We start from the raw sequence: 23,556 nt of genomic DNA, 5'->3' as shown, positions 1-23,556 counted from the left end.
CTCTGGCACCTATTTTTTTGTTTAAAATATCATAATTTTCCATTAACTGTTTGATATAATAGGATAAAAAGGCATTTGGGGGAAATGAAATGGCGTTACTAGAGTTGAAACAATTAGGGAAGACGAACCAGTTACCGGCAATTGAGCTAAAGGTTGAGAAAGGACAATGTATTGTTTTGCAATGCAATAATCATACAGCTAAAGTGTTACACCGCATTATTATTGGTGAAGAAGAAGCTTCGACTGGCAATGTACTGTTTGAAGGAGAAGTGATTGGAAAGAAAAATTATTCCCGCATCGGTTTTTGTTTTTTGAAAGATGAGGCATATGATCGTTTGAAGGTGAAGGAATACTTTAAGTTTTTAATAGGGCTTTATGAATCAAAGATAAGTATAGAAGAAGTTGTGCAGTCTGTTGGCCTCCTAGATAAGCTAAACGTTAAAATAGAAAAACTATCATTTTCAGAGAAACGTCGTCTTCATATTGGACGAATGATGATTCATAACCCGGATTTAATCATTTTGGAAGAGCCAGAGCAAAATGTAGATATAGAGAGTACGGTTATTATTCGAAAAGCAATTATGAAAATGAAAGAACAAGGAAAGGCAATTTTTATTACGTCATCATTTTTATCGGATGCCCTTTCGTTAACAGAGGATGTATACATATTAAACAACGATTGTGTGAAAAAGATAGAAATTGAGCAAGAGGAAGTGGAAGAAGTCGGTGAAGAAAAAGTCATTCAAATGATTCCGCAAATGAAGTTAGAAAGAATACCTGCGAAAGTGAACGATAAAATCATTTTACTTGATCCGATGGAAATCCATTTCATTGAAACGCAAAACGGGGTAACACATATTCACGTTCGTGAAGGTGATTTCGTATGTGCATTAACATTAAGCGAACTAGAAGCAAGGTTAACAGGTTTTGGTTTCTTTAGATGTCACCGCTCGTATCTTGTGAATTTACAAAGAGTACGAGAAGTGATTACATGGACTCGTAACAGTTTCAGTTTAATTTTGGATGACGAAAGAAAAAGTTCAATCCCGCTTTCAAAAGGACGCATGGATGAATTAAAAGGCGTGATTGGGCTATAAAAAAGTGTTCCAATAAGCTCAACATGCGATTCATTCACCGGTAAAAATACTCCTTTTACCGGTATTTTACTGCGTAAACCCTTTGTTTTTCATATGATTGAGTCAAGAAAAGTGAAACAAACGAACGAAAAGCGCTAAAGCGACTTTCATCTATAAAGAAGAAAAACAAAGGGGATGAAGAAATGACATTGGCAATTGAAATGAAAGATGTAATGAAAAGTTTCGACGGAAAAACGGCACTTCGAAATGTAAATATTGAGGTGAAGCGAGGAGAGATATTCGGATTCCTCGGACCGAGTGGATCTGGTAAGACGACAACAGTAAAAATTTTAACTTCTCAATTGCTTCATAGTGTTGGAACGGTAAGAGTATTAGGGAAAGATATTACAGGACCAAGTAGCATCGATTATAAACGAATTGGTATTTTAACAGACAACAGCGGTTTATACGAGAGACTTAGCATTTATGATAACTTACTATTATTTTGTGACTTATATGATTGCAAAAAAGAACGAATCGATGAAGTACTAGCACAAGTGAATTTATTAGATGATAAAAAAACACCAGTAAAAAAATTATCAAAGGGAATGAAACAACGCGTCACATTAGCTAGAGCAATCCTTCATAAACCAGATATCCTCTTCTTAGACGAACCAACATCTGCACTTGATCCAGTAAACGTACAAAATATTCATAAAATCTTAAAAGACTTAAATAAAGAAGGAACAACGATTTTCTTAACGACGCACAACATGGACGAAGCAGAAACGCTTTGTAACCGTATTGCCTTCCTTTGTGGCGGAGAAATTGTAGCGCTTGATACGCCAGAGAACCTGCGCTTGCAATACGCTAAGGATCAAATAGAGGTCGTATTAAAAGATAAACAAAAAGAAGTAGTGCAAAAAGATGAATTAGGCGCAAAACGTATTTCAGAATGGATGAAAAAGGGCGAACTGTTATCTATTCATTCACACGAACCAACTTTAGGCGATATCTTTATTGAAGTTACTGGGAGGGGATTATAATGACATTTTCAATGAGACGTGTATCAGCTATTTTTAGAAAAGAAGTACAAGATTTTAAGACAAATTCACAAGTGTTGTTAATGGCATTTTTACCAATTATACTTTCATTTTTGTTTAGCAGATTTGGAGTGGGAAAGGAAATGTTAGGTATTACTACTATAACGGCCTTCCTATTTGTCGCAGGCTTTGTTCAATCTATGGTAATTGCAGAAGAAAAAGAAAAACATACATTGCGTGTATTAATGCTATCACCGGCATCTTCGGTTGAAGTTCTACTTGGAAAGAGTTTATTAACATCGGGTCTGACGATGGTCATTTGTATTGCAAATTTATTCATTTTAGATCAGTTAAATATTAACCTTCCATTGGTAGGATTGATATTCTTATGCGGAACTATTTTGTTTATCGTACTTGGAACAATGATCGGATTACTTGCATCTTCTGTACCACAAACATCAATAATTGGAATGCCGATATTAATGACGATGTATTTGGCTGTACAGTTTGAGCCAATGGTTGAAAATAAAGTAATTAAGACGATGATTGGATATCTTCCAACATCTCATATTGTGAAAGCACTTAAAAGCTTAGTAGGTGGGGCGGGATTTAGTAGTATTAGTGGGCATGTATTAAATGTTGCAGTTTGGCTTATTATATCGCTCGTTATATGTTTAATCGTATATAAAAAGAAACAATTAGACTAAAAACTGAGCCGAAACGCTCAGTTTTTTCTTTTTTCTATCATTTCCTCGGAAATTTTACAGTTCTTATACATATTTTTACAGATTTTGTCGAAAAGTAATTAGTTATACGTTGTATAGGATACGTGAATATTGTTCAAAATGATTGCTGAGGTGATGATGGAATGCGAGGAAGAAATAATAAAAAGTCGCAAAAGGTAGTACATTTATTTCAAAAAAGATGGGTGTTTCCGGCACTATACATTGCTTGTGCAGCGGTAATCTTAATGGTTGCGCTATGGTTCCAAGGAGCTAATCCGAAGAAGAATCCAAACCACGATCAAGCAACACCGTATACACAATCGGAAGATCCAGCAGTACCAGTAACGAAATCTTCAGAAGTAGTGAAAATGCCAGCTGCCGCGAATGCGGAAGTAGTCGTACAGAAGAAATTCTATGAAGATGCAGCAACTGAGGCGGAACAAGAAAAAGCACTTGTCTTTTATAACAACACATATTCCCCGAACAAAGGAATTGACATTGCTGCGAAGAATGGAAAAGAATTCAATGTTGCTGCTGCTTTAAGTGGTACAGTAACGAAAGCTGAAAAAGATTCACTTCTTGGTTATGTTGTAACAGTTGATAGTGGAAATGGTGTAGCGGTATCTTATCAAAGCTTAGGCAGTGTGAAAGTAGAAAAAGGTGCAAGAGTTGCACAAGGTGAAGTATTAGGAACATCCGGTCTAAGTGCAATGAATAAAGAGGCAGGCTCTCACGTTCACTTTGAAGTACGTAAAGACAATGTGGCTGTGAACCCTGAACGTTACTTAAATAAATCAGTAACAGAAATTAAAGCTGATGCAGGTGCTGCAAAGGCTACGAATGCTTCTGGTAAAAAAGCTGATGACAAATCTCAAAAAGAAGAGAAGTCAACGAGCACGAAACCAGAAAGTAAAACAGAAGACAAGTCTCAAAAAGAAGAGAAATCAACAAGCGGTTCAACTAGTGACAAAAAAGAAGAACCGAAGAAAGAAGAAAAATCAACAAATGGTTCTACAGAATCATCTAACGATTCTTCTTCACAGGAATAAGAAAGTGAAAAAATCAGTTCCCACTAGGGGAGCTGATTTTTTTATTTTTATATAAAAATACTCAATTTCGAGAAAAAAGTTGCAAAAACAAGGAAAAATGACGAGATTCTCGAATATATATTACAAAAGGGAGGGGATACTGTGTCATTTTTATTTGTTCTGTCGACTGCTATTATTTTATTGTTTGTTTTATTCACCTTATATTATTATATTGCCGGTAAGAAAGAGGTTCCCCACCATCAATTATTAGAAGAAGAGTTTGAAAGAGAAGAATGACGCCTTACATATAAGGTGTCATTTTTTTTCGTCAAAATAGTCACTGTTAACGTATTTCTCACAAAAAAACGTAATTTTTCTTAACTTAGTCCGCAAAAATAGTGAACATGTAGCATATATCAGTAGTGCGGGCAATACAATGGTATAAACCAAAGCAAAGAGAGTGTTTGAGGTGAGAAATCGTGAATCATTTCATTATAAATCCAAGAATGTTTAACGCTTACAAACAGCACTCACACTTACTTCTTAGTCGTATGCAGCGAGGCTCATTTCACCCTTCTCACATCCAAATTAGGGAGGCGAGTGGTGTGCACGATTACATCAAAGAGAGAACTATCAAGATTGGTAAGTATATCGTGGAGACAAGAAAGACAGTGCGTGTCATTGCAAAGGAATTTGGGGTATCAAAGAGTACAGTCCATAAAGATTTAACAGAACGTCTACCAGAAATTAATCCAGAGCTCGCAAATGAAGTGAAAGAAATTCTTGATTATCATAAGTCTATTCGCCATTTAAGAGGTGGAGAAGCAACAAAGCAAAAGTATAGAAAAGAAGATGTAGAGAAGCCTGTACGTCAATAATGTTACAGTAGCAAACATTCCGTTCACATTCGGTAATATTTTTCAGAAGAATTCTTTTTGCGAATATTACGTTTCTGTTAAATTTATGATAAAATCAGAAATTAGGTGAAAAGAATTCGGGTGTAACCTGATTTTGAATATCGAGGAGGAAAAAACGGGAATGTTTGCGCGAGATATCGGAATTGACCTAGGTACGGCTAACGTATTAATTCATGTTAAAGGTAAGGGTATTGTATTAAATGAGCCATCTGTTGTGGCAATTGATCGTAATAGTGGTAAAGTATTAGCAGTAGGTGAAGAAGCGAGAAGTATGGTGGGACGTACACCGGGTAATATTGTAGCAATTCGTCCACTTAAAGATGGTGTAATCGCAGACTTCGAAATTACAGAAGCAATGTTAAAGTATTTCATTAACAAATTGGACGTAAAGAGCTTCTTTTCAAAACCTCGTATTTTAATTTGTTGTCCAACAAATATTACATCAGTAGAACAAAAAGCAATTCGTGAAGCTGCTGAACGTTCAGGTGGTAAAACAGTATTTTTAGAAGAAGAACCAAAAGTAGCCGCAGTTGGTGCTGGTATGGAAATCTTCCAACCAAGCGGTAACATGGTTGTTGATATTGGTGGAGGTACAACAGATATCGCTGTACTATCTATGGGTGATATTGTTACCTCTTCCTCTATCAAAATGGCTGGCGATAAGTTTGATATGGAGATCTTAAACTATATTAAACGTAAGTATAAGCTATTAATCGGAGAACGTACTTCAGAAGATATTAAAATTAAAGTTGGTACAGTATTCCCAGGTGCACGTAGCGAAGAGCTTGAAATTCGCGGACGTGACATGGTAACAGGCTTACCACGTACAATTACAGTATGCTCTGAAGAAATTACAGAAGCATTAAAAGAAAATGCAGCTGTTATTGTACAAGCTGCAAAAGGCGTATTAGAGCGCACACCACCAGAATTATCTGCAGATATCATCGACCGCGGTGTTATTCTAACAGGCGGTGGAGCTTTACTACACGGTATCGACATGCTTTTAGCAGAAGAACTAAAAGTACCAGTATTAATTGCTGAAAACCCAATGCACTGCGTTGCGGTTGGTACAGGTATTATGTTAGAGAATATCGATAGATTACCAAAGCGTGCTTTGAGATAATTTGAAAGAACTAAGGCTGACGCCTTAGTTCTTTTTTTTCGTTTTTATATTTTTTTATTTTGATTTTTTGCGAAAATGGAAGGAAAATAGAGAAATGTGAAGGAAACAGGTAAAATATTCATATATATGGTTAAATTTAATATTTCCTTAATTGAAAACGTTTATAATATAATGAGTCGAATACGACATTAAGGCAAATAATGTTTCAATACATATTGCCTTTCCCTAATTTGGGCATACACTCCTTTCCACCTCCGTGTCAGTTGCAAAAATGTGCAACTATTTTAATGGAATAGAGTGTGTGCATTTTTTTTTAGGAAGTTGTACTAAATATAAAATGTTACTTTGTAATGACAAACAATAAACAAAATGGGATAATAGCAATATGTCCAAGTGGTAAGACCAATATTACAAAAGGGGCGATTGTTACATGCTAAATATAGAACAAATTAAAGAAATCATTCCTCACCGCTATCCATTTTTACTTGTTGATAAAATATTAGAAGTAGATGAAGGTAAAAGAGCGGTTGGGATTAAAAATGTATCCGCAAACGAAGAATTCTTTAACGGACACTTCCCTGACTATGCAGTTATGCCTGGTGTACTTATTGTAGAAGCATTAGCACAAGTCGGAGCAGTTGCAGTATTAAAGAAAGAAGAAAATCGCGGAAGACTTGCTTTCTTTGCAGGTATCGACAATTGCCGTTTCAAAAAACAAGTACGACCAGGTGATCAGCTTCGTCTAGAAGTAGAAATGACACGCGTACGCGGCCCAATTGGAAAAGGAAAAGCAATCGCAACAGTAGATGGTGAAGTTGCATGTGAGGCAGAAATTACATTTGCGATTGGTGATAAAAAAGAATAGATAGTACTAAAAAATCTCCTTGTGAAAAGACAAGGGGATTTTTTAATTTCTGCTATATAACGATTAAACAATAATATACAAACTAATCAGAAAATATCTTGTAAATAGATGGTAATTACCATATACTTACTTTATTATTTATCTAGAAAACAGGATAAGTGATAAAGGTAATAAAGAAATAAGGGCATTGTCATATTGTTAAGGTACTTAAATAAGACAAAATAGGATGTTATTGATTATGATGAAATGTGGGGAACTCAGCAAGAATATTAATTAGACGTATGAAATCGAGCATAAGAGAGAGAAAAGGGAAATGTCGCATTTCACAAAAGGAGATTATGAATATGTTCGGGAGAAAGAAAAGAAAACCATTACGACAATTAATTACACATAAAGAGCCTAAATCGCGTATTACAGAACAATACCGTAACATTCGTACAAACATTGAGTTTACATCTGTAGATAATCATATTCGTTCTATTATTGTTACTTCAGCCGATCCAGGTGATGGGAAAACAACGACAATCTCAAACTTAGCGGTTGTTTTCGGACAACAAGGAAAGAAAGTTTTATTAATTGGAGCTGACTTGCGTAAGCCGACGATACAAAACTTATTTGCCATTCATATTTCAAATGGGTTAACGAACTTATTATCAGGACAAGCAAAACTTATGCAATGCATTCAAAAAACAGATATAGAGAACGTATACTTAATGGCAGCAGGTCCAATCCCGCCAAACCCAGCAGAACTATTAGGGAGCCGGGCAATGGACGAGGCGTTGCTAGAAGCATATAACATGTTTGATATTATATTAATCGACACACCACCTGTCCTTGCGGTTACAGATGCACAAATACTTGCGAATAAATGTGATGGAATCGTACTCGTTGTACGAAGTGAAAAGACGGAAAAAGATAAAATCGTAAAAGCGAAACAAATATTAGATAAAGCATCAGGAAAAATACTTGGAGTCGTTTTAAACGATAAAAGAGAAGAAAAAGAGCAGTATGGTTATTACTAAAATATGAAAAAGCCAACAAAAAAATGTTGGCTTTTTTGTTTTCTGAAAATTATTTATCAAGTTATACAATGTAAAAAGCATGATATGATAAAATTTTTGGGAAATCATTGGAATGTGTTGTCATATTTAAGATTATTTTGTAAGATTAAACTTGTTTCTTGTGAACAAATATAGAACTGAATTATTAAAAATAAAAAATGTAAGATTTATATGTTATAATTTTTCCTATGTGTAAATTTTAGAAAGTTGGAGGAACTTATGGAAGAAACAATTAGTCTAAAAGATTTATTTCATATCTTAAAAAAACGTTTAGCAATGATCCTCGTAATTGCCTTTGGTGCAGCTATTGTAAGTGCTATCGTTAGCTTTTTCTTTATGACACCAATCTATCAATCTTCGACGCAAATTCTTGTTAACCAGAAGAAGCAAGAGGGTTCTTCAATTCAATTAGGGGAAATACAATCAAATATTCAATTAACGAATACATATAAGGTTATTATTAAAAGTCCAGTAATCTTAGATCAAGTAAATGAAAAATTAAATTTAAATATGACAGCGCAAGCTTTAACAGGAAAGATTAATGTTGCGAATGAAAAAGATTCACAAGTAATCTCTTTAACAGTTGAAGATAAGGATCCAAAGCTAGCCCGTGATATTGCAAATGCAACTGCAGATGTATTTAAAGGTGAAGTTGCAAAAATTATGAGCGTTGATAACGTAACAGTATTATCTAAAGCAGAAGTTGCAGAAAATCAATCTCCAATTAAACCGCGTCCAATGTTAAATGTGGCAATTGCTTTCGTTGTTGGTTTAATGGCTTCAGTTGGTCTTGCGTTCTTACTAGAATATTTAGATAACACAGTGAAAAAAGAAGAAGATGTAGAAAACTTACTTGGGTTACCAGTATTAGGGATTGTGGCTCGTATGGATGAAGAAACAATGAACGTGAAATCGCACGCTCCATCATCAAGAAAAGTGAGGGGACAAACAATTGGCTCTTAATTTATTTAAAAAGAAAAAGAATCATCGTCAACGCCGTCAATTAATTGCTCATCAACAACCGAAATCACCAATTTCAGAACAATATCGTAATATTCGAACGAATATTGAATTTGCAGCTGTTGATACGAATTTACATTCATTAATGGTAACGTCGGCAAACCCAAGTGAAGGGAAAACGACAACGACAGCGAATATGGCAGTTGTGTTTGCTCAACAAGGAAAAAAAGTATTATTAATTGATGCAGATATGCGTAAACCAGCAATGCATCAAATGTTCCAAGTAGACAACATTTTTGGACTTACGAATGTACTAACACATAGTGAACGTTTAGAAAAATGTGTACAGACGACATCTGTAGACAATCTACACTTTTTAGCTTGTGGTCCGATCCCACCAAACCCGGCCGAATTGTTAGGCTCAAAATCAATGAAAGAACTTCTTGGACAAGCATACAGTATGTACGATTTAGTTATTTTTGATATGCCGCCAATTTTAGCTGTAACGGATGCGCAAATTATGGCAAATGTATGTGATGCTTCTATTCTTGTTGTTCGTAGTGAATCAACAGAGAAAGAAACAGCGGTAAAAGCAAAAGGATTGTTAGAATCGGCTAAAGGTAAATTGTTGGGTGTTGTTCTGAATGATCGTGAACGTGAAGAAGGCTTATATTATTACTACGGTGCAAACTAATTTTAAAGTGAGATATGGTAAAAACATATCTCCTTTTTTCCCTTGAATATGAGCAATATCTCATATTCAAGGGAAAAAAGATCTTTATAGGAGAGAGGGAGGATGAAACAAATGATAGATTTACATTGTCACATTTTACCTGGTATCGATGACGGTGCACAGACAGTAACAGATAGTTTAGCAATGGCACAACAAGCCGTTTCAGAAGGAATACATACTATTGTCGCAACACCACATCATCAAAATGGTAAATATATAAATGAACGTACCTCAATTATTCATCACGTAAAACAACTAAATGATGAACTACAACAACATAATATTCCACTTACTATTTTACCTGGGCAAGAGGTCAGGTTATATGGCGATTTATTAGAAGACTATGAAGCTGATAAAATCGTTACTTTAAATGAAACAAATAAATATATATTCATTGAATTTCCATCGAATCACGTACCACGTTATGCCGAACAATTATTATACGAATTACGTGTAAAAGGAATGATTCCAATTATCGTTCATCCAGAACGTAATGCCGAGTTAATCGAGCGGCCAGATAAGTTATATAACCTTGTAAATAAAGGTGCATTAACACAAGTGACAGCAGGGAGTTTGCTTGGGAAATTCGGTAAAAAAATTAAAAAGTTTTCACTTCAACTTGTAGAACATAATTTAACGCATATGGTCGCTTCAGATGCACATAACACGACATCGAGAGGATTTCATTTAGCGGAAAGCTATGAACTAATTGAGAAAGAATTCGGAATGAATGTTATGAGTGATTTGAAAGAAAATCCGTACTTATTAATTAGCGGGAAGGCAATTTATAAAGAAGATCCAGAACAAATTCGTCGTAAAAAATTGTTTGGTATTTTTTAAATAAAGAATTGGTGATGTCTCCTAACCGTTATCAATGGGGGCACTCGGTCGTGCTGTGGGTAGAAAATTTATTTTCGAACCTACCTTAGACGCTTGTCGTCGGGAGTATGACGTGAGGATGGGTTAGATGCCCATAATTTATTTCTAATAGAAACTCTACCTATAGAGTTATAAAAATAACTTTATAGGTAGGGTTTTTGTTATTGTTACATGTAGATAAAAGGATGTAAGGGGGAATATAATTGAAAAAAGTAAGAAAGGCGATAATCCCAGCTGCTGGTCTTGGGACAAGATTTTTACCAGCGACAAAAGCGATGCCGAAAGAAATGTTACCAATTGTCGATAAACCGACGATTCAATACATAGTAGAAGAAGCGATAGAATCAGGAATTGAAGATATTATTATTGTTACTGGAAAAGGTAAACGTGCCATTGAAGATCATTTTGATCATTCTTTCGAATTAGAACAAAGCCTTTTAGAAAAAGGGAAGCATGAGATGCTAGAAAAAGTACAAGCTTCTTCAAAAATTAATATTCATTACATAAGACAAAAGGAACCAAAAGGGCTGGGACACGCAGTATGGTGTGCACGTAAATTTATTGGAAATGAACCATTTGCAGTATTACTTGGTGATGATATTGTGCAAGCAAAAACACCATGTTTACGTCAATTAATGGATCAATATGAAGGTACACAGTCGTCAGTTATTGGTGTACAAACAGTGCCTGAAAACGAAACACATCGCTATGGTATTATCGATCCGATTGAACAAAGCGATCGCCGTTATCAAGTACGTCAATTTGTGGAGAAGCCAGCTCAAGGAACTGCACCATCAAATTTAGCAATTATGGGACGCTACGTATTAACACCAGAAATCTTTATGTTTCTTGAAAATCAACAAACAGGTGCTGGTGGGGAAATTCAGTTAACAGATGCGATTCAACGTTTAAATGAAATTCAGAGAGTGTTTGCTTATGATTTTGAAGGAACACGTTATGATGTGGGAGAAAAACTTGGATTTATTAAAACAACCATTGAAGTAGCATTACAGCAGACTGAATTGAAAGAAGAGTTAATAGATTATATACGTGCACTCGCAATGAAGGAAAGTGTACATGTATAAATGTGAGGTGAGAAGGATTGGATCTGGCAAAAGTCTCGAGTAGAGATGTAGCAAAAGAAAAAAATAAAGAAATTGATTTCGAAAAGGTAAATAGCCGTAAAGTATATTTAGTATCTAAGCGTTGTATGGATTTTATTGGGGCATTATGTGGATTAATAGTATTATCGCCAATTTTTATTGTTATAGCATTTTTAATTAAATATGAAGATTCAAAAGGCCCTGTGTTTTTTAAGCAAGTTCGTGTTGGCAAAAACGGAAAAGAATTTTATATGTACAAGTTTCGTTCAATGGTAACAGATGCGGAAGAAAAATTACAAGATTTATTAAAATATAATGAAGTGTCTGGTGCAATGTTTAAAATGAAGGAAGATCCTCGTGTCACAAGAATCGGTAAATTTATACGAAAAACAAGTCTTGATGAGTTACCACAACTATTAAATGTATTAAAAGGTGAAATGAGTCTAGTTGGTCCACGTCCACCACTTCCAAGAGAAGTGGAGGAATATACACAATATGATAAACAAAGATTATTTGTTACTCCTGGATGTGCAGGACTGTGGCAGGTAACTGAGAGAAATAGTGTAGGTTTTAAAGAAATGGTAGAGTTAGATTTAGAATATATTAATAAGAGAAGCCTATCCTATGATTTGAAGATTATTTTGAAAACAATTCAAATTATGATTAGGTCTAATGGTGCATCTTAGTAGTTAATGACAGAAAAGAGGTCAAAGAAAATGGATAAAAAGATATGTGTAATGGGATTGGGATATATTGGTTTACCTACTGCAAGTTTACTAGCAACAAAAGGATTTCAAGTGCATGGTGTTGATGTAAATAAAAATGCAGTTGAAATGATTAATAGTGGAAAAGTACATATTTATGAACCAGATTTAGATATTTTAGTTAAAGCAGCGGTACAAAGTGGGAAATTAAAAGCTTCATTACAGCCTGAAGAAGCAGATATTTTCATTTTGGCAGTGCCGACACCATTTAAAGATGGTCATAAACCAGATTTAGCATATGTAGAGGCCGCTGCAAAAACAATTGCTCCTGTTATAAAAAATGGAGATATTATTATTCTTGAATCAACAAGTCCAATCGGTACAACCGAAAAAGTTGCAGAATGGATTTTAGAGGAGCGTTCGGACTTAACAACTTCTGAAGAGATGCATAGTGATAAAGGAAGAGTTTATGTGGCTCATTGCCCAGAACGTGTATTACCAGGGCATATTTTAAAGGAACTAGTAGAAAACGATCGTATTATTGGTGGGTTGGATAAAGAATCTACCAAACGTACGGTTGAATTTTATAAACAATTTGTAAAAGGGAAAATTTTAGATACGAATGCTAGAACAGCAGAAATGGCGAAATTGACTGAGAATTCATTCCGTGATGTAAATATTGCTTTTGCAAACGAGCTATCCTTAATATGTGACAAGTTAAATATTAATGTTTGGGAATTAATTCGTTTAGCAAATCGTCACCCTCGTGTGAATATTTTACAGCCTGGTCCAGGTGTAGGGGGACATTGTATTGCTGTAGATCCTTGGTTTATTGTAGATGCTGCGCCGGAAGAAGCTAAACTTATACATACTGCGAGAAATGTTAATGATTATAAACCAATGTATGTAGTTGAAAAAGTAAAAGAAAAAGCAGATAGATTTAAAAATCCAGTCATTGCTTGTTTGGGATTAGCGTTTAAAGCAAATATTGATGACTTACGTGAAAGTCCAGCGTTAGAAATTGTGAAAAAATTAGCGGGGCTAAATATTGGTAAGGTAATTGCTGTTGAACCACACGTAAATGAATTACCGAAATCCTTGAAAGATGAGAATATTTCACTTCTTACAATTGAGGATGCTGTAATGCAGTCAGATATTATTTTAGTATTAGTGGATCATGAAATTTTTGGTTCAATTGACTTCGATCAATTAAAGGAAAAAGTTGTAATCGATACAAAAGGATTTATTAAATAATTTATAAACTATTTTGGAGGGCAAGAATGTCAAGGTTCTTACAGAGAGTACGCAAGTTAAGGAGAAAACCAGCCCATATAATTGCTCGCAAGATAGCTCAAAAATCGTATGAGGCTATATATTATAAAGGACGTAAATTAGTTGTTGCGAAAAATTTAATAGATGTGGAACAAGAAGCTTTTAAGAATTTCCAACCACTGTGTAATTTTTTATTTGAAACAAGAGATAAATTAAATTATATGAGCAAATTAAAAAAATTGGGTGGAGAGGCAGAACTTATTGGGGATGCTGAAAAAATATATAATCATACCTTTAATTTATTAGGTTCTGGTGATGCTCAATTAGGGAAGAATATATTATGGAATAAGGACTTTAAAACAGGATTTATTTGGGATAATCAGTTTTATAAAGAAATTAAAATAATTGACTTGCAGAATAAAGCTGATGTCAAGGTACCATGGGAGTTATCAAGATTCCAGCATGTTTTTACACTAGGGAAAGCATATTGGGTAATGGAAGATGAAAAATATGCAGTTGAGTTTAAAGAACAGATAATAGATTGGATAGAGAAGAATCCTGTTGAGATGTCTGTGAATTGGACATGTACAATGGACGTAGCAATTAGGGCTGTAAATTGGATAGTTGGTTATTGTCTTTTCAGAGATTCGAGAGAAATAGATAAGGATTTTTGGGAAGTTTTCAATAAGAGTTTATATATGCACGGAAAGTTTATTTATAAAAATTTAGAGAATAAAGGTGAACATACTGGTAATCATTATTTATCTAATATAGTAGGATTAGTCTGGTTAGGGTTATATTTCAAGCAGTTTAGTCTCTCCTCAGTCTTTAATAGTAATACTCCCGAGAAGTGGTTAGCGTATGGAGTAGCTGAACTAGAAAAAGAGATGTTTGTACAAGTAAATGAAGATGGGACAAATTATGAAGCCTCCACCTCGTATCATAGATTGGTAACCGAATTATTTTTAATTACAACTATATTATGTAAGGAAAATAGTATTAACTTTTCTGAAAAGTATGTTGAGCGTTTAGAAAAAATGTGTGATTTCTTAATGTATTTAAATCAACCTAATGGAAAAAGTCCGTTAATTGGGGATGCGGATGACGGAAGACTTATTATTTTTTCTAACTATGGTTCCTGGAATAAAAATGACTTTCGACATTTACTAGCAATTGCAGGTGAATTTTTCAATAGGGATGATTTTCGGTATTTTGGTTTAGACTATAGGGAGGATGCCCTATGGTGTACGGGAAGCTGGACTGATATCGAGCAGCAGTTCTTATTGGAATCTAAAGCATTTAGCAGTGGTGGATATTACATCTTACGGAATGAGGATGTATATTGCTGTATTCGATGCGGGGAATTATCGTTTAGAGGACAGGGAGCACATAGCCATAATGATCAGTTAAGCTTTACTTTAAGCGTTACTGGCGAAGATATTTTTATTGATTCAGGCACATTTACGTATACAGCTGATTATAAAATGCGAAACTTATTTAGAAGCACGAGTGTGCATAATACGCTTGAAATCCCACCGTATGAACAAAATGATTTTGAGAAATATCATTTATTTGAGATGGCAGAACAAAGTTTCTCAAAAGGTAATTATTTTAAAGATAGTAAATTTGTAGGTCAGCATAGAGGGTATTTAAAAAAATGTGGGGTAATTCATGAGAGGGCTATATATTTAGAGGGAAATAAGATAAATATCAAGGATAATGTAATAGGTGAAAAAACTTTTGACCAGTGTAAATTTAATTTCATTCTAGATCCTGAAGTTAAGGTCAAATTTGAAGGAAACAAGGTACATATTTCAAAAAAACATGTTTATGGAGTCTTACAAGTAAATAAAAATATGAAAATAGATCATGAAGCTATTTTTGTTTCTGATGGTTATGGGAGGAAAAAGGAAAGTATAAAGTTAGTGGTGAAAACTTCTGCCTCTCACCTAGAGACATCTTTAGTATTTAAAAATTATAAGGATGATTAGTTTGAAGAATACTATAAAAAAATTACCGTACCCATTTAAATTACCGCTATTATATATGGCTGCATTAATTCCTCAAAAGTTGAGAGAAAGCAAAGAGTATAAAGAGTATGTAAGATTCTTAGAATCTTCTTCTTCGTGGGATGCTACAAAGATAGCCGAATTTCAAAATACACAATTACAGTTATTAATTAAGCATGCTTATGAAAATGTTCCTTTCTATACTCAAATGTTTAATCAATATGGGATTAGTGTAAAAGATATTAGGGATGTTGGAGATTTGAAGAAAATCCCTATTATAGATAAGTCCGTGGTTAAAGAAAATAGAGAAAAATTTATAGCTAAAAATATTGATATAAGTAAAATTAAGTCTATTAATACAGGTGGCACGACTTCTAGCCCAATGCATTTCTACAATACAGATACTACAAACAATAGAGAAGCTGCATTTTTTAATCGTATATGGAAGAAGTATGGTTATGAAGGGCAATTATGCTTAGTGTTAAGAGGAGATGCAAATGATAGTGAACAATTATATAAATATAGTCCTTATAATAAAGTAATATCTATAAATACTAGAAATTTAGATGAAGAAAAAATGGAGGGGATATTAGGTGTCATTTCAAAATATGAACCCTCTTTTATACAAGCATACCCTTCATTGATTTATCTCTTATCTAAATATATTAATAGAAATGAACTGTCAGGAAAAATAGGAAAGTTTAAAGCTGTTTTTTGTTCCTCAGAAAAAATGTACGATTTTCAAAGAGAAGAAATAAAAAAGGCTTTTAATACTCAAGTAATTGATTATTATGGGCATAATGAACGTCTAGCTTTAATGGAATATTGCCCAATATGTAGCAGGTACCATGTTTTACCTGAATATGGTATTGTGGAATTTTTAGATAACAATGGATCCTCAGTCAATCAAGAAAATGAAATGGCCGAAATTGTGGGGACAGGTTTTAATAACTATGCTTTTCCACTTATTCGTTATAAAACATCAGATATTGCAACAATATCTGGAAGCGACTGTAAATGTAAATGTGGTAAACCATATGTCAGTGTAAAAGAAATTGATGGACGATCAGGGGACTTTTTAGTGACTGAGGATGGGAAGCATTATTCACCAACTATGTTGGAATTTGCCATTCGTCATGTTGAAAACTTTAGGGATTTACAGTTAGTACAAAAAGATTATAATCAATTGGAAGTACTTATTGTACCAAACCAATATTATACAGAAGCTGAGGGGATTCGTTTTAGTAATGAACTTCAAAAAAGAATAGATACTAATATTAATATTGAAGTAAGAATAGTAAACCATATAGATAGGCCGTTAAACCAAAAACATAGATTTATTATCTCTAATATAAAGTGAGGGACTAAACATTGAAAAAAACAATTGGATTTCCTATAAGTGATAAAAAAAATGAAAAAAGAAGAGCTTTAGTGCCTGAAGATATAGTAAACATTAGTAATAAAGATATGATATATGTTGAAAAGGGATACGGAGAAATTTTAGGAATTACAGATAAACAGTATATTGATATGGGAGTTAATGTAGTTGAAAGAGATATTGTTATGTCTAGGGATGTTATATGTGATCCTAAAGCTGGTGACGCTGGATATCTAGAAGATTTAAGGGAAGGACAGCTTGTTTTTGGATGGATACATGCAGTTCAAAATAAAGATATAACAGATCAATTTATAAATAATAAACTAACTGCAATTGCTTGGGAAGATATGTTTGAAAGTGGAAGACACGTTTTTTGGCGAAATAATGAGATAGCTGGGGAAGCTGCAGTTTTACACGCTTATAATTTATATGGGAAATTACCATACGAGACAAAGGTTGCTATTTTAGGACGCGGAAACATAGGAAGAGGTGCATATAAAACGCTAGTTGCTCTTGGGGCTGATGTTGTAATGTATGATAGAAGAACAGAAGTTTTATTCCAGGAAGAACTTGGTAAATACGATGTGTTAGTAAACGCAATTCTTTGGGATGTTGATCGTACAGATCATATTATTTATAAGGAAGATTTAAAACGCATGAAAAAAGGAGCAATGATTATTGATATTAGTTGCGATGCACATAAAGCTGTAGAGACAAGTGTTCCAACTAGTATAAGTAATCCTGTCTATGAAATTGATGGAGTTTTACATTATGTAGTAGATCACACTCCAACTATGTTTTATAAAACTGTTTCTAGATCTTTAAGTTTAGAGATTTGTAAATATATAGATTTTATTGTTGAAGATATAGAAAATAAAGTATTATTAGGAGCTTTAATTATAGACAAAGGAATAATTAGAGATAAACGCATAGTAGATTTTCAAAATCGCTGTTTAGAAACAGTATAGAGAAATAACTAGCTCTTAAAAAGAACTAAAAGGAGAGCTTATATTATGAAAATTAATATAATTGGTACAGTCCCACCCCCTATAGGTGGGATTTCTGTTCATATAAAAAGGACAAAAAAGTTTTTAGATGAAAGAGAGATAGAAAGTGCAGTATACAATGAAGCAAATTGGGGAAGAGAAGAAGATGATATTTATCCTATAAAAAATTATAAATTTTTTATGTGTAGACTTCCTTTTTTAAAGGCTGATGTGTTCCACTTTCATTCCATAGATATAAAAATTCGTATTCTTTTAGGAGTATATAATTTTTTTGGAAAAAAAATTATATTAACAGTACATGGAGAAAGTCTAACTGATCAATTAAAGAGTTCTAATTTTATTACTAAATATTTATTATTAAAAAGTCTAAATAAACTTGAAAAAATTATTTGTGTAAATAATTCAATTACAAATGACCTAATTCAATTTGGAATAAAACATCAAAAAGTAATTACAGTTCCAGGATATATCCATCCGCAAGAGGATAAGAAAGATATCCTTAGCATACCAGAAACAGTTTGGGATTTCATAAAAAGAACGCCTTTCCTTATTAGTGCAAACGGATGTGTACGTTTTTATAAAAATGAGGACTTGTATGGAATTGATATGCTTATTGAATTAATGAAGAAATTAAAAGATAACAGAATAGAAACGAGTTTACTATTTGCTGTTTTAGATAAAGATAGTCAGACAGAACTTGAAAAAACGTATTATCAAGAGTTAAAAGAAAGAATAATAAGATATAAATTGGAAAATCACATTATGTTTTATGAGGTAGAAAATACAGAGTTTTATCCTATTCTCCAAAAAACAAATCTGTTTATAAGGCCTACTAATACTGATGGTTTGGGAGTATCAATTACAGAAGCAATTCATTATAAGGTACCTTCTATAGCAAGCAAAGTCTGTGAAAGACCAACAGGTACGATATTGTTTGAATCCCGGAACGTAGATGATTTATTTGAGAAAGTAATTAAGGTTATTCAAAATTATAATGAGTATGTTGATGAGATAAGTGTGATAAATAATCAAGATTATGCAGAGAACTTGCTCAGTATTTATAGAGAGGTAAGCTCTAAGTAAAAATATTAAATTAGCAAGGTTTGGAGGATAAAATGTATCAGATTAATGTATGTAGCTCATTAGAAGATGTACAAAATAAAAAAAATGAGTGGTTGAAATTTGAAAAAAAAATAAATAATCAAAATATAACCACTTCGTATTATTGGATAGAAAGCTTTCTAAAGGTATTTTTTCCAAGAGAAGATAATCAATTTGGTTATAAAAAAGAAATCATTGTAATCTTTCTGTATAAAGAAGGAGAGTTAATCGCAATAGCTCCATTAATACAAGTAGTCCATAGAAAATATGGAATTAAATTAAAAATGATAGAATTTATAGGCCAACAATGGGGTGGAACCTTTATTGATATTATTGGTAGAGGTTTAAGTAAAGAGGATGTAGATTATATTATGGGATATGTTTATAGTAATTATAAATTTGATTTATTACACTTTAAATATATTAGAAAATCTACTGAGAATTTTGATTTGAATAGTAAAGATGCAGAAGTTTTATCAGGATGTCCATATCTGGTAATTGAGGATTTCAATGAGTTCGATGAATACAAAAATCAGGTATATTCAAAAAAATTAAAGCAAAATATTAGAACAGCATTTAATAAAATGAAGAAAAAAGGATTAATTTATGATTCAGTAATTGAAAGAATAAATAATCAAAACTTTGAAGACATTGTAAGGATTTCCCGCTCAAAACTTGAGGACGGCAAAGGTAGTATTTATTTAGATGAAGATAAGAAGAAATTTGTAAAAACAATTATCGATAGTTTACCAAGCGAGGTTATATTTGGAAGGATTAACAATGATTGTGTTGCGTACAGACTGAATTTATTTTTTAATGATATAAAATTTTGCTTTGACGCAGCTTATGATAGGGAATTTAGAAATCTAGAATTAGGCACTCTATCAGTAGAAGAAAGTATTAAGGATAGCTTTAAGAAGAATATTAAATTACATTCGGAGGGTGCGGGAACAGATTTTTATAAGTTAAAATTTATGAAAGAAGTAGAGCAAATCTATACATACACTAAAAAGGGAAATACTTTGCTAAGCTTTATACATTATAAGAGGCATTTAATTAAAGTAAGAAAAGATAATGACTAGATAGAATAATGATATGATTCTAAGAAAATAATGAAAGGTAATAGATGATGAGCTTAGTAAATAAAGTTAGAAATCGGAGTATGAAAACTATAATTAAAAAAATTAAAACAAAATTTTTCACGGTTTCCAATGGATATATATTAAACTTGAATAATTATAATATGGTTCCTTATGAGGAAAAATATAATTGTTACGCATTAATGCCGATGCAAATGTATCATTTGAAAACAATGATTGAGTCATATGGTAACCAAGTAGGTAGTTACAAATATGAAATTCTAAAAAAGAGAATTGCAGAACAGGATAAACATATACCATATGTAGTAGTAGACAAGGAAGGCGATTTATATGGTTATTTCCACCTCTCCATTGGAGATACGCGAGATGGTACTATAAATATTGATGTTCAAGTTAGTAAAAATACAGTGTATTTATTTGATGATTATACTTTTTTAGAAAAACGTGGTAAAGGTGTGCATAAATTTTCGGTTTACTCGCGTTTAGAGTTGGCTAAGAAACTAGGATATTCAAAAGCTATTGTAAACATATTAAAAGGAAATTTGTATTCTGAAAAAAGCTATAAGGGGTTAGGCTTTATAAAAAATTTAGTTTATTATTATGTTCACATTTTAAACTTTAAAAAAACTTTTACTCGTGTGGTTAAGAAATAATTTTAAGTTAAGGAATAGTGGTAAGTATGAGTTTAAATAGTAATAAGTTGATATCTAGTGGGACTGTATATTTTATATTTTCAATTCTAACACAACTAATAAATATGTTACTCATCCCTTTATATACTAGTAATTTATCACAAAATGATTATGGGAAATATGAATTATTAAATACCATACAACAATTGTTAGGCCTTGCTATTACAATTGGGGTATATTCGGGATTAAAAAGATTTTTTTATGATGTAGAAAATAAAATAACATTGAAAAATACAGCATTAAACTTTTCAGTATTATGGGGGATTGTTGTTTTTTCATTTGTATATTTTATTAGTCCGTTAATAAGTGACTATGTTTTTAGTGGTGACAAGGAGGTCACTCTTTATATTAGAGTTATAGTAATAACTTCTTTATTGACATGTTTGATTGCTATTTATACTAGTTATTATGAAATGGAATTTAAAGCTTTTAGGGTAGCCATAGTACAATTAAGTATCTTAATTTTAACATTTCTATTAGCCACATATTATATTTTGATTTTGGGCAATGGAATTATAGGTATATTAAAGGCTACTTTAATTTCGAATCTATTAGTTTTTATTGTATTGTTTATATTAGACTTTAAAAATTATAAAATTACTATTCATGTACCATATCTTAAAAACATACTGTATTATGGTGGAGGTTTATTGTTAGGACAAATTTCGGCATGGATATTAAATTTGATAGATCGCTTTTTTATTAAAGAATTAATCAATTATTCAGCAGTTGCGGTGTATTCAATATCCTCAAAAATTGGAATGTTAATCAATCCAGTTTTTATCACGCCATTTGCTCAAGTATTTACAGCTTATAAATTTAAGGTTTATAAAGAAGAAGGCGGTCAACAAAAAATCCAAAATATGTTTCGAATCTACAATATTGTAGGTTGTTTTTGTATTTTTGGATTAGCTATATTTGGTAAGATAGCGATTAGTATTTTAGCTACAAATGAATATTTAGAGGCTTATAAGATTATTCCATTAATTGCTATTTCCCATTTTATATGGGGAATTGGACAATTTTATTCTTTAGGTTTACATGTAGCAAATAAAATGATGTTAAATTCTCTAATTGTTGTAATTAGTGCTCTTATAAATATAGTGCTAAATATATTACTAATTCCTCATCTTGGGATAAATGGTGCAGCTTTAGCGACAATTGTATCTTATATAGTGGCTAATATTCTTTATTATTATTTTAGTGAAAAATACTATAGTTTAGGATTAGGCTTACTATATCCATATAAATATTTTACCATTTTCGTTTTATTATATGGGGTATATTGGATGCTGATTTCTCCAATTCAAAATTTATACATTGAATTTATTTGTAATGTATTTCTATGTATAGTATATGTTTTATTATTGATTGTTTTCAAATTTACTAATATTCAAGAAATTAGGAGATTTCTGTTGTCAATAGTAAAAAAGAAATAGATAATATTCAAAACTATTTAATTTTTTGAGCTAATGTATAATAAAGATTAAATGAAAAGTAATTTAAAGTATTAAATATTTTAATAAGGAGAAGATATGATGAATATTGAAATATGTAAGTGGTTTAATAATTCAGATTCTCCAGTTATGTTTATGATAGACGATTTAGCAAACGTTTGGGTAGATACAACTAAAAGTGGGGAATTAGAATTAGGTGAAGATTGGGGTTATTGGAAAAACGAAGAAAAATCATCTTTTCGATATTTAAACGAAGTTGTTTTAAAGGAATTTCCAGAGGTTAAAGCTACATTCTTTGTTCCAGTAGGTGTTAGAGTGGGAATGATAAAAGAGCCGGTAGCGCCCTCAATATCAAAAAAGATTAACCATGATGAAGCGACGAAAAAATTTTTTAGAGACATTCATCAAAACCCCAGATTTGAAATTGCATATCATGGAACTACTCATGGTAAAGTGGGAGAAACTAATTTGGATTTCAAACAAGAATGGGAACTTTTTTCGAGTTTAGAAAAAGCTGTGGATGTTGTTGAGGAAGGAAAAAGAATCTACAAAGATGCAATAGGTGTTAATCCTTTAGGTGGAAAATATTGTGGTTATACTAGTAATGAGTTTTCAGATCTTAGTATAGATAAAACAGATTTTTTATGGTGGTGTAGATATTGGAATAGAGGCATAGAGGAGGGAGAAGTAGATAAAGTTTCTGGAAGGGATAAAAATTTATTATCTAATTATGATATCAAAAAGTTTGGAGATAATAATGTTATTGACATACCATCAACAGTAAACGGTGGTTTATTGACAAGTGTATTAAATAGCAATTTTATATCTATTAAGGGGATATTAAAAAAATTATTGAAAAACTATTTAGTACAAAAAAGGTTACAACAAATTGAATATTTACTAAAGAGGAAATTAGTCATTAGTATCCAGGAGCATATTGCACCTTCTAGGGATGATGGAAGAAGACAAATGCCTAATATTTTTGATGATACTAAAAGTTTACAAACCATATTTAGATATCTTCGTAATAAGAATGTATGGTATTGTACAGGTACTGAATTGGCGAGTTATGTATATTTAAGGGATAATTTTTTAATTAAGTCTACATCTGAAGGTACTTTTTATTTCGTACAAACCAAGGATAATAATCGAGACGTAGAATTAGGGGAAGTAACCCTGTCTATTTCTGGTTGTGAAAAAAGAAAATTGTTATTACCGAATCAAACAATTAAAAAAGTAAGGAATGGCATTGTTAATGTTCCAATAATGTCAGGAACTTATCAAATTATTTAGGGACATATTGCTGATTTTAAGTAATAAGTA

At 32.3% G+C, this 23,556-nt stretch carries 23 protein-coding genes; all 23 read left to right on the top strand.

Annotation, left to right across the window (positions count from 1 at the left end):
• Positions 1-89: 89 nt before the first annotated feature.
• The 23 genes from ACTL4X_RS26585 (at position 90) to ACTL4X_RS26475 (ending at position 23,526) form a co-directional block, all read left to right on the top strand.
• Positions 90-1,097 carry a LytTR family transcriptional regulator DNA-binding domain-containing protein gene (locus ACTL4X_RS26585; protein WP_060851502.1) on the top strand — a complete coding sequence of 336 codons (1,008 nt, stop codon included), beginning with the start codon at positions 90-92 and terminating at the stop codon, positions 1,095-1,097.
• A 182-nt stretch (positions 1,098-1,279) separates the two neighbouring features.
• On the top strand, positions 1,280-2,122 hold the full coding sequence (locus tag ACTL4X_RS26580; protein WP_098570044.1) for an ABC transporter ATP-binding protein: 843 nt from the start codon (positions 1,280-1,282) through the stop codon (positions 2,120-2,122).
• Entirely contained in the window at positions 2,122-2,826 is a 705-nt protein-coding gene (locus ACTL4X_RS26575) for an ABC transporter permease (RefSeq protein WP_441394968.1), read from the top strand. Before ACTL4X_RS26580 ends, ACTL4X_RS26575 begins: the two co-directional genes overlap by 1 nt.
• A 161-nt stretch (positions 2,827-2,987) precedes the next feature.
• A complete protein-coding gene (locus ACTL4X_RS26570; RefSeq protein WP_088361751.1) occupies positions 2,988-3,893 on the top strand; it encodes a M23 family metallopeptidase in 906 nt (301 codons plus the stop codon).
• A gap of 141 nt (positions 3,894-4,034) precedes the next feature.
• Positions 4,035-4,169: a hypothetical protein gene (locus ACTL4X_RS26565; RefSeq protein ID WP_000008901.1), complete on the top strand. Its 135-nt coding sequence runs from the start codon at positions 4,035-4,037 to the stop codon at positions 4,167-4,169.
• 308 nt (positions 4,170-4,477) lie between these two features.
• Entirely contained in the window at positions 4,478-4,750 is a 273-nt protein-coding gene (spoIIID, locus tag ACTL4X_RS26560; protein WP_000544012.1) for a sporulation transcriptional regulator SpoIIID, read from the top strand.
• A gap of 160 nt (positions 4,751-4,910) precedes the next feature.
• On the top strand, positions 4,911-5,912 hold the full coding sequence (locus ACTL4X_RS26555; protein ID WP_000457978.1) for a rod shape-determining protein: 1,002 nt from the start codon (positions 4,911-4,913) through the stop codon (positions 5,910-5,912).
• Between the two features lie 430 nt (positions 5,913-6,342).
• Positions 6,343-6,777, top strand: a complete 435-nt coding sequence (gene fabZ, locus ACTL4X_RS26550; protein WP_000931959.1) for a 3-hydroxyacyl-ACP dehydratase FabZ — start codon at positions 6,343-6,345, stop codon at positions 6,775-6,777.
• A 344-nt stretch (positions 6,778-7,121) separates the two neighbouring features.
• Positions 7,122-7,799, top strand: coding sequence for a CpsD/CapB family tyrosine-protein kinase (locus ACTL4X_RS26545; RefSeq protein WP_071740948.1), 678 nt, complete (start codon positions 7,122-7,124; stop codon positions 7,797-7,799).
• Between the two features lie 258 nt (positions 7,800-8,057).
• A complete protein-coding gene (locus tag ACTL4X_RS26540; RefSeq protein ID WP_000393110.1) occupies positions 8,058-8,801 on the top strand; it encodes a YveK family protein in 744 nt (247 codons plus the stop codon).
• A complete protein-coding gene (locus ACTL4X_RS26535) occupies positions 8,791-9,492 on the top strand; it encodes a CpsD/CapB family tyrosine-protein kinase (RefSeq protein WP_001207164.1) in 702 nt (233 codons plus the stop codon). The genes ACTL4X_RS26540 and ACTL4X_RS26535 overlap by 11 nt, the downstream gene beginning before the upstream one ends.
• Before the next feature lie 111 nt (positions 9,493-9,603).
• Positions 9,604-10,371 (top strand): tyrosine-protein phosphatase, encoded by a 768-nt coding sequence (locus tag ACTL4X_RS26530; protein WP_002097926.1) that lies wholly within the window; start codon positions 9,604-9,606, stop codon positions 10,369-10,371.
• A 242-nt stretch (positions 10,372-10,613) separates the two neighbouring features.
• Entirely contained in the window at positions 10,614-11,495 is an 882-nt protein-coding gene (gene bpsC / locus ACTL4X_RS26525; RefSeq protein ID WP_050822177.1) for a UTP--glucose-1-phosphate uridylyltransferase BpsC, read from the top strand.
• Positions 11,496-11,512: 17 nt separating this feature from the next.
• Positions 11,513-12,199, top strand: a complete 687-nt coding sequence (locus ACTL4X_RS26520) for a sugar transferase (RefSeq protein WP_071740947.1) — start codon at positions 11,513-11,515, stop codon at positions 12,197-12,199.
• A 30-nt stretch (positions 12,200-12,229) separates the two neighbouring features.
• Positions 12,230-13,471, top strand: a complete 1,242-nt coding sequence (gene wecC, locus ACTL4X_RS26515) for a UDP-N-acetyl-D-mannosamine dehydrogenase (protein ID WP_000358344.1) — start codon at positions 12,230-12,232, stop codon at positions 13,469-13,471.
• Positions 13,472-13,497: 26 nt separating this feature from the next.
• Positions 13,498-15,480 (top strand): alginate lyase family protein, encoded by a 1,983-nt coding sequence (locus tag ACTL4X_RS26510; RefSeq protein WP_071740945.1) that lies wholly within the window; start codon positions 13,498-13,500, stop codon positions 15,478-15,480.
• Between the two features lie 55 nt (positions 15,481-15,535).
• Complete coding sequence (locus ACTL4X_RS26505) at positions 15,536-16,858, top strand: phenylacetate--CoA ligase family protein (RefSeq protein ID WP_225989789.1); 1,323 nt, start codon at positions 15,536-15,538, stop codon at positions 16,856-16,858.
• A gap of 11 nt (positions 16,859-16,869) precedes the next feature.
• Entirely contained in the window at positions 16,870-17,844 is a 975-nt protein-coding gene (locus tag ACTL4X_RS26500) for a N(5)-(carboxyethyl)ornithine synthase (RefSeq protein ID WP_000750924.1), read from the top strand.
• Positions 17,845-17,889: 45 nt separating this feature from the next.
• Positions 17,890-18,966 (top strand): glycosyltransferase family 4 protein, encoded by a 1,077-nt coding sequence (locus tag ACTL4X_RS26495; protein WP_071740944.1) that lies wholly within the window; start codon positions 17,890-17,892, stop codon positions 18,964-18,966.
• Positions 18,967-18,998: 32 nt separating this feature from the next.
• Positions 18,999-20,066 (top strand): GNAT family N-acetyltransferase, encoded by a 1,068-nt coding sequence (locus tag ACTL4X_RS26490; RefSeq protein WP_000284357.1) that lies wholly within the window; start codon positions 18,999-19,001, stop codon positions 20,064-20,066.
• A gap of 80 nt (positions 20,067-20,146) precedes the next feature.
• A complete protein-coding gene (locus ACTL4X_RS26485) occupies positions 20,147-20,737 on the top strand; it encodes a hypothetical protein (protein ID WP_225989788.1) in 591 nt (196 codons plus the stop codon).
• Positions 20,738-20,763: 26 nt separating this feature from the next.
• On the top strand, positions 20,764-22,215 hold the full coding sequence (locus ACTL4X_RS26480) for a lipopolysaccharide biosynthesis protein (protein ID WP_071740943.1): 1,452 nt from the start codon (positions 20,764-20,766) through the stop codon (positions 22,213-22,215).
• Positions 22,216-22,314: 99 nt separating this feature from the next.
• Positions 22,315-23,526 (top strand): hypothetical protein, encoded by a 1,212-nt coding sequence (locus ACTL4X_RS26475; RefSeq protein ID WP_318788154.1) that lies wholly within the window; start codon positions 22,315-22,317, stop codon positions 23,524-23,526.
• The last annotated feature ends 30 nt before the right edge of the window (positions 23,527-23,556 follow it).

The organism is Bacillus sp. RE35 (genome assembly GCF_052146655.1).
GTDB classification, from domain to species: Bacteria; Bacillota; Bacilli; order Bacillales; family Bacillaceae_G; genus Bacillus_A; species Bacillus_A cereus.
This window is presented reverse-complemented; position numbering and strand designations above follow the sequence as displayed.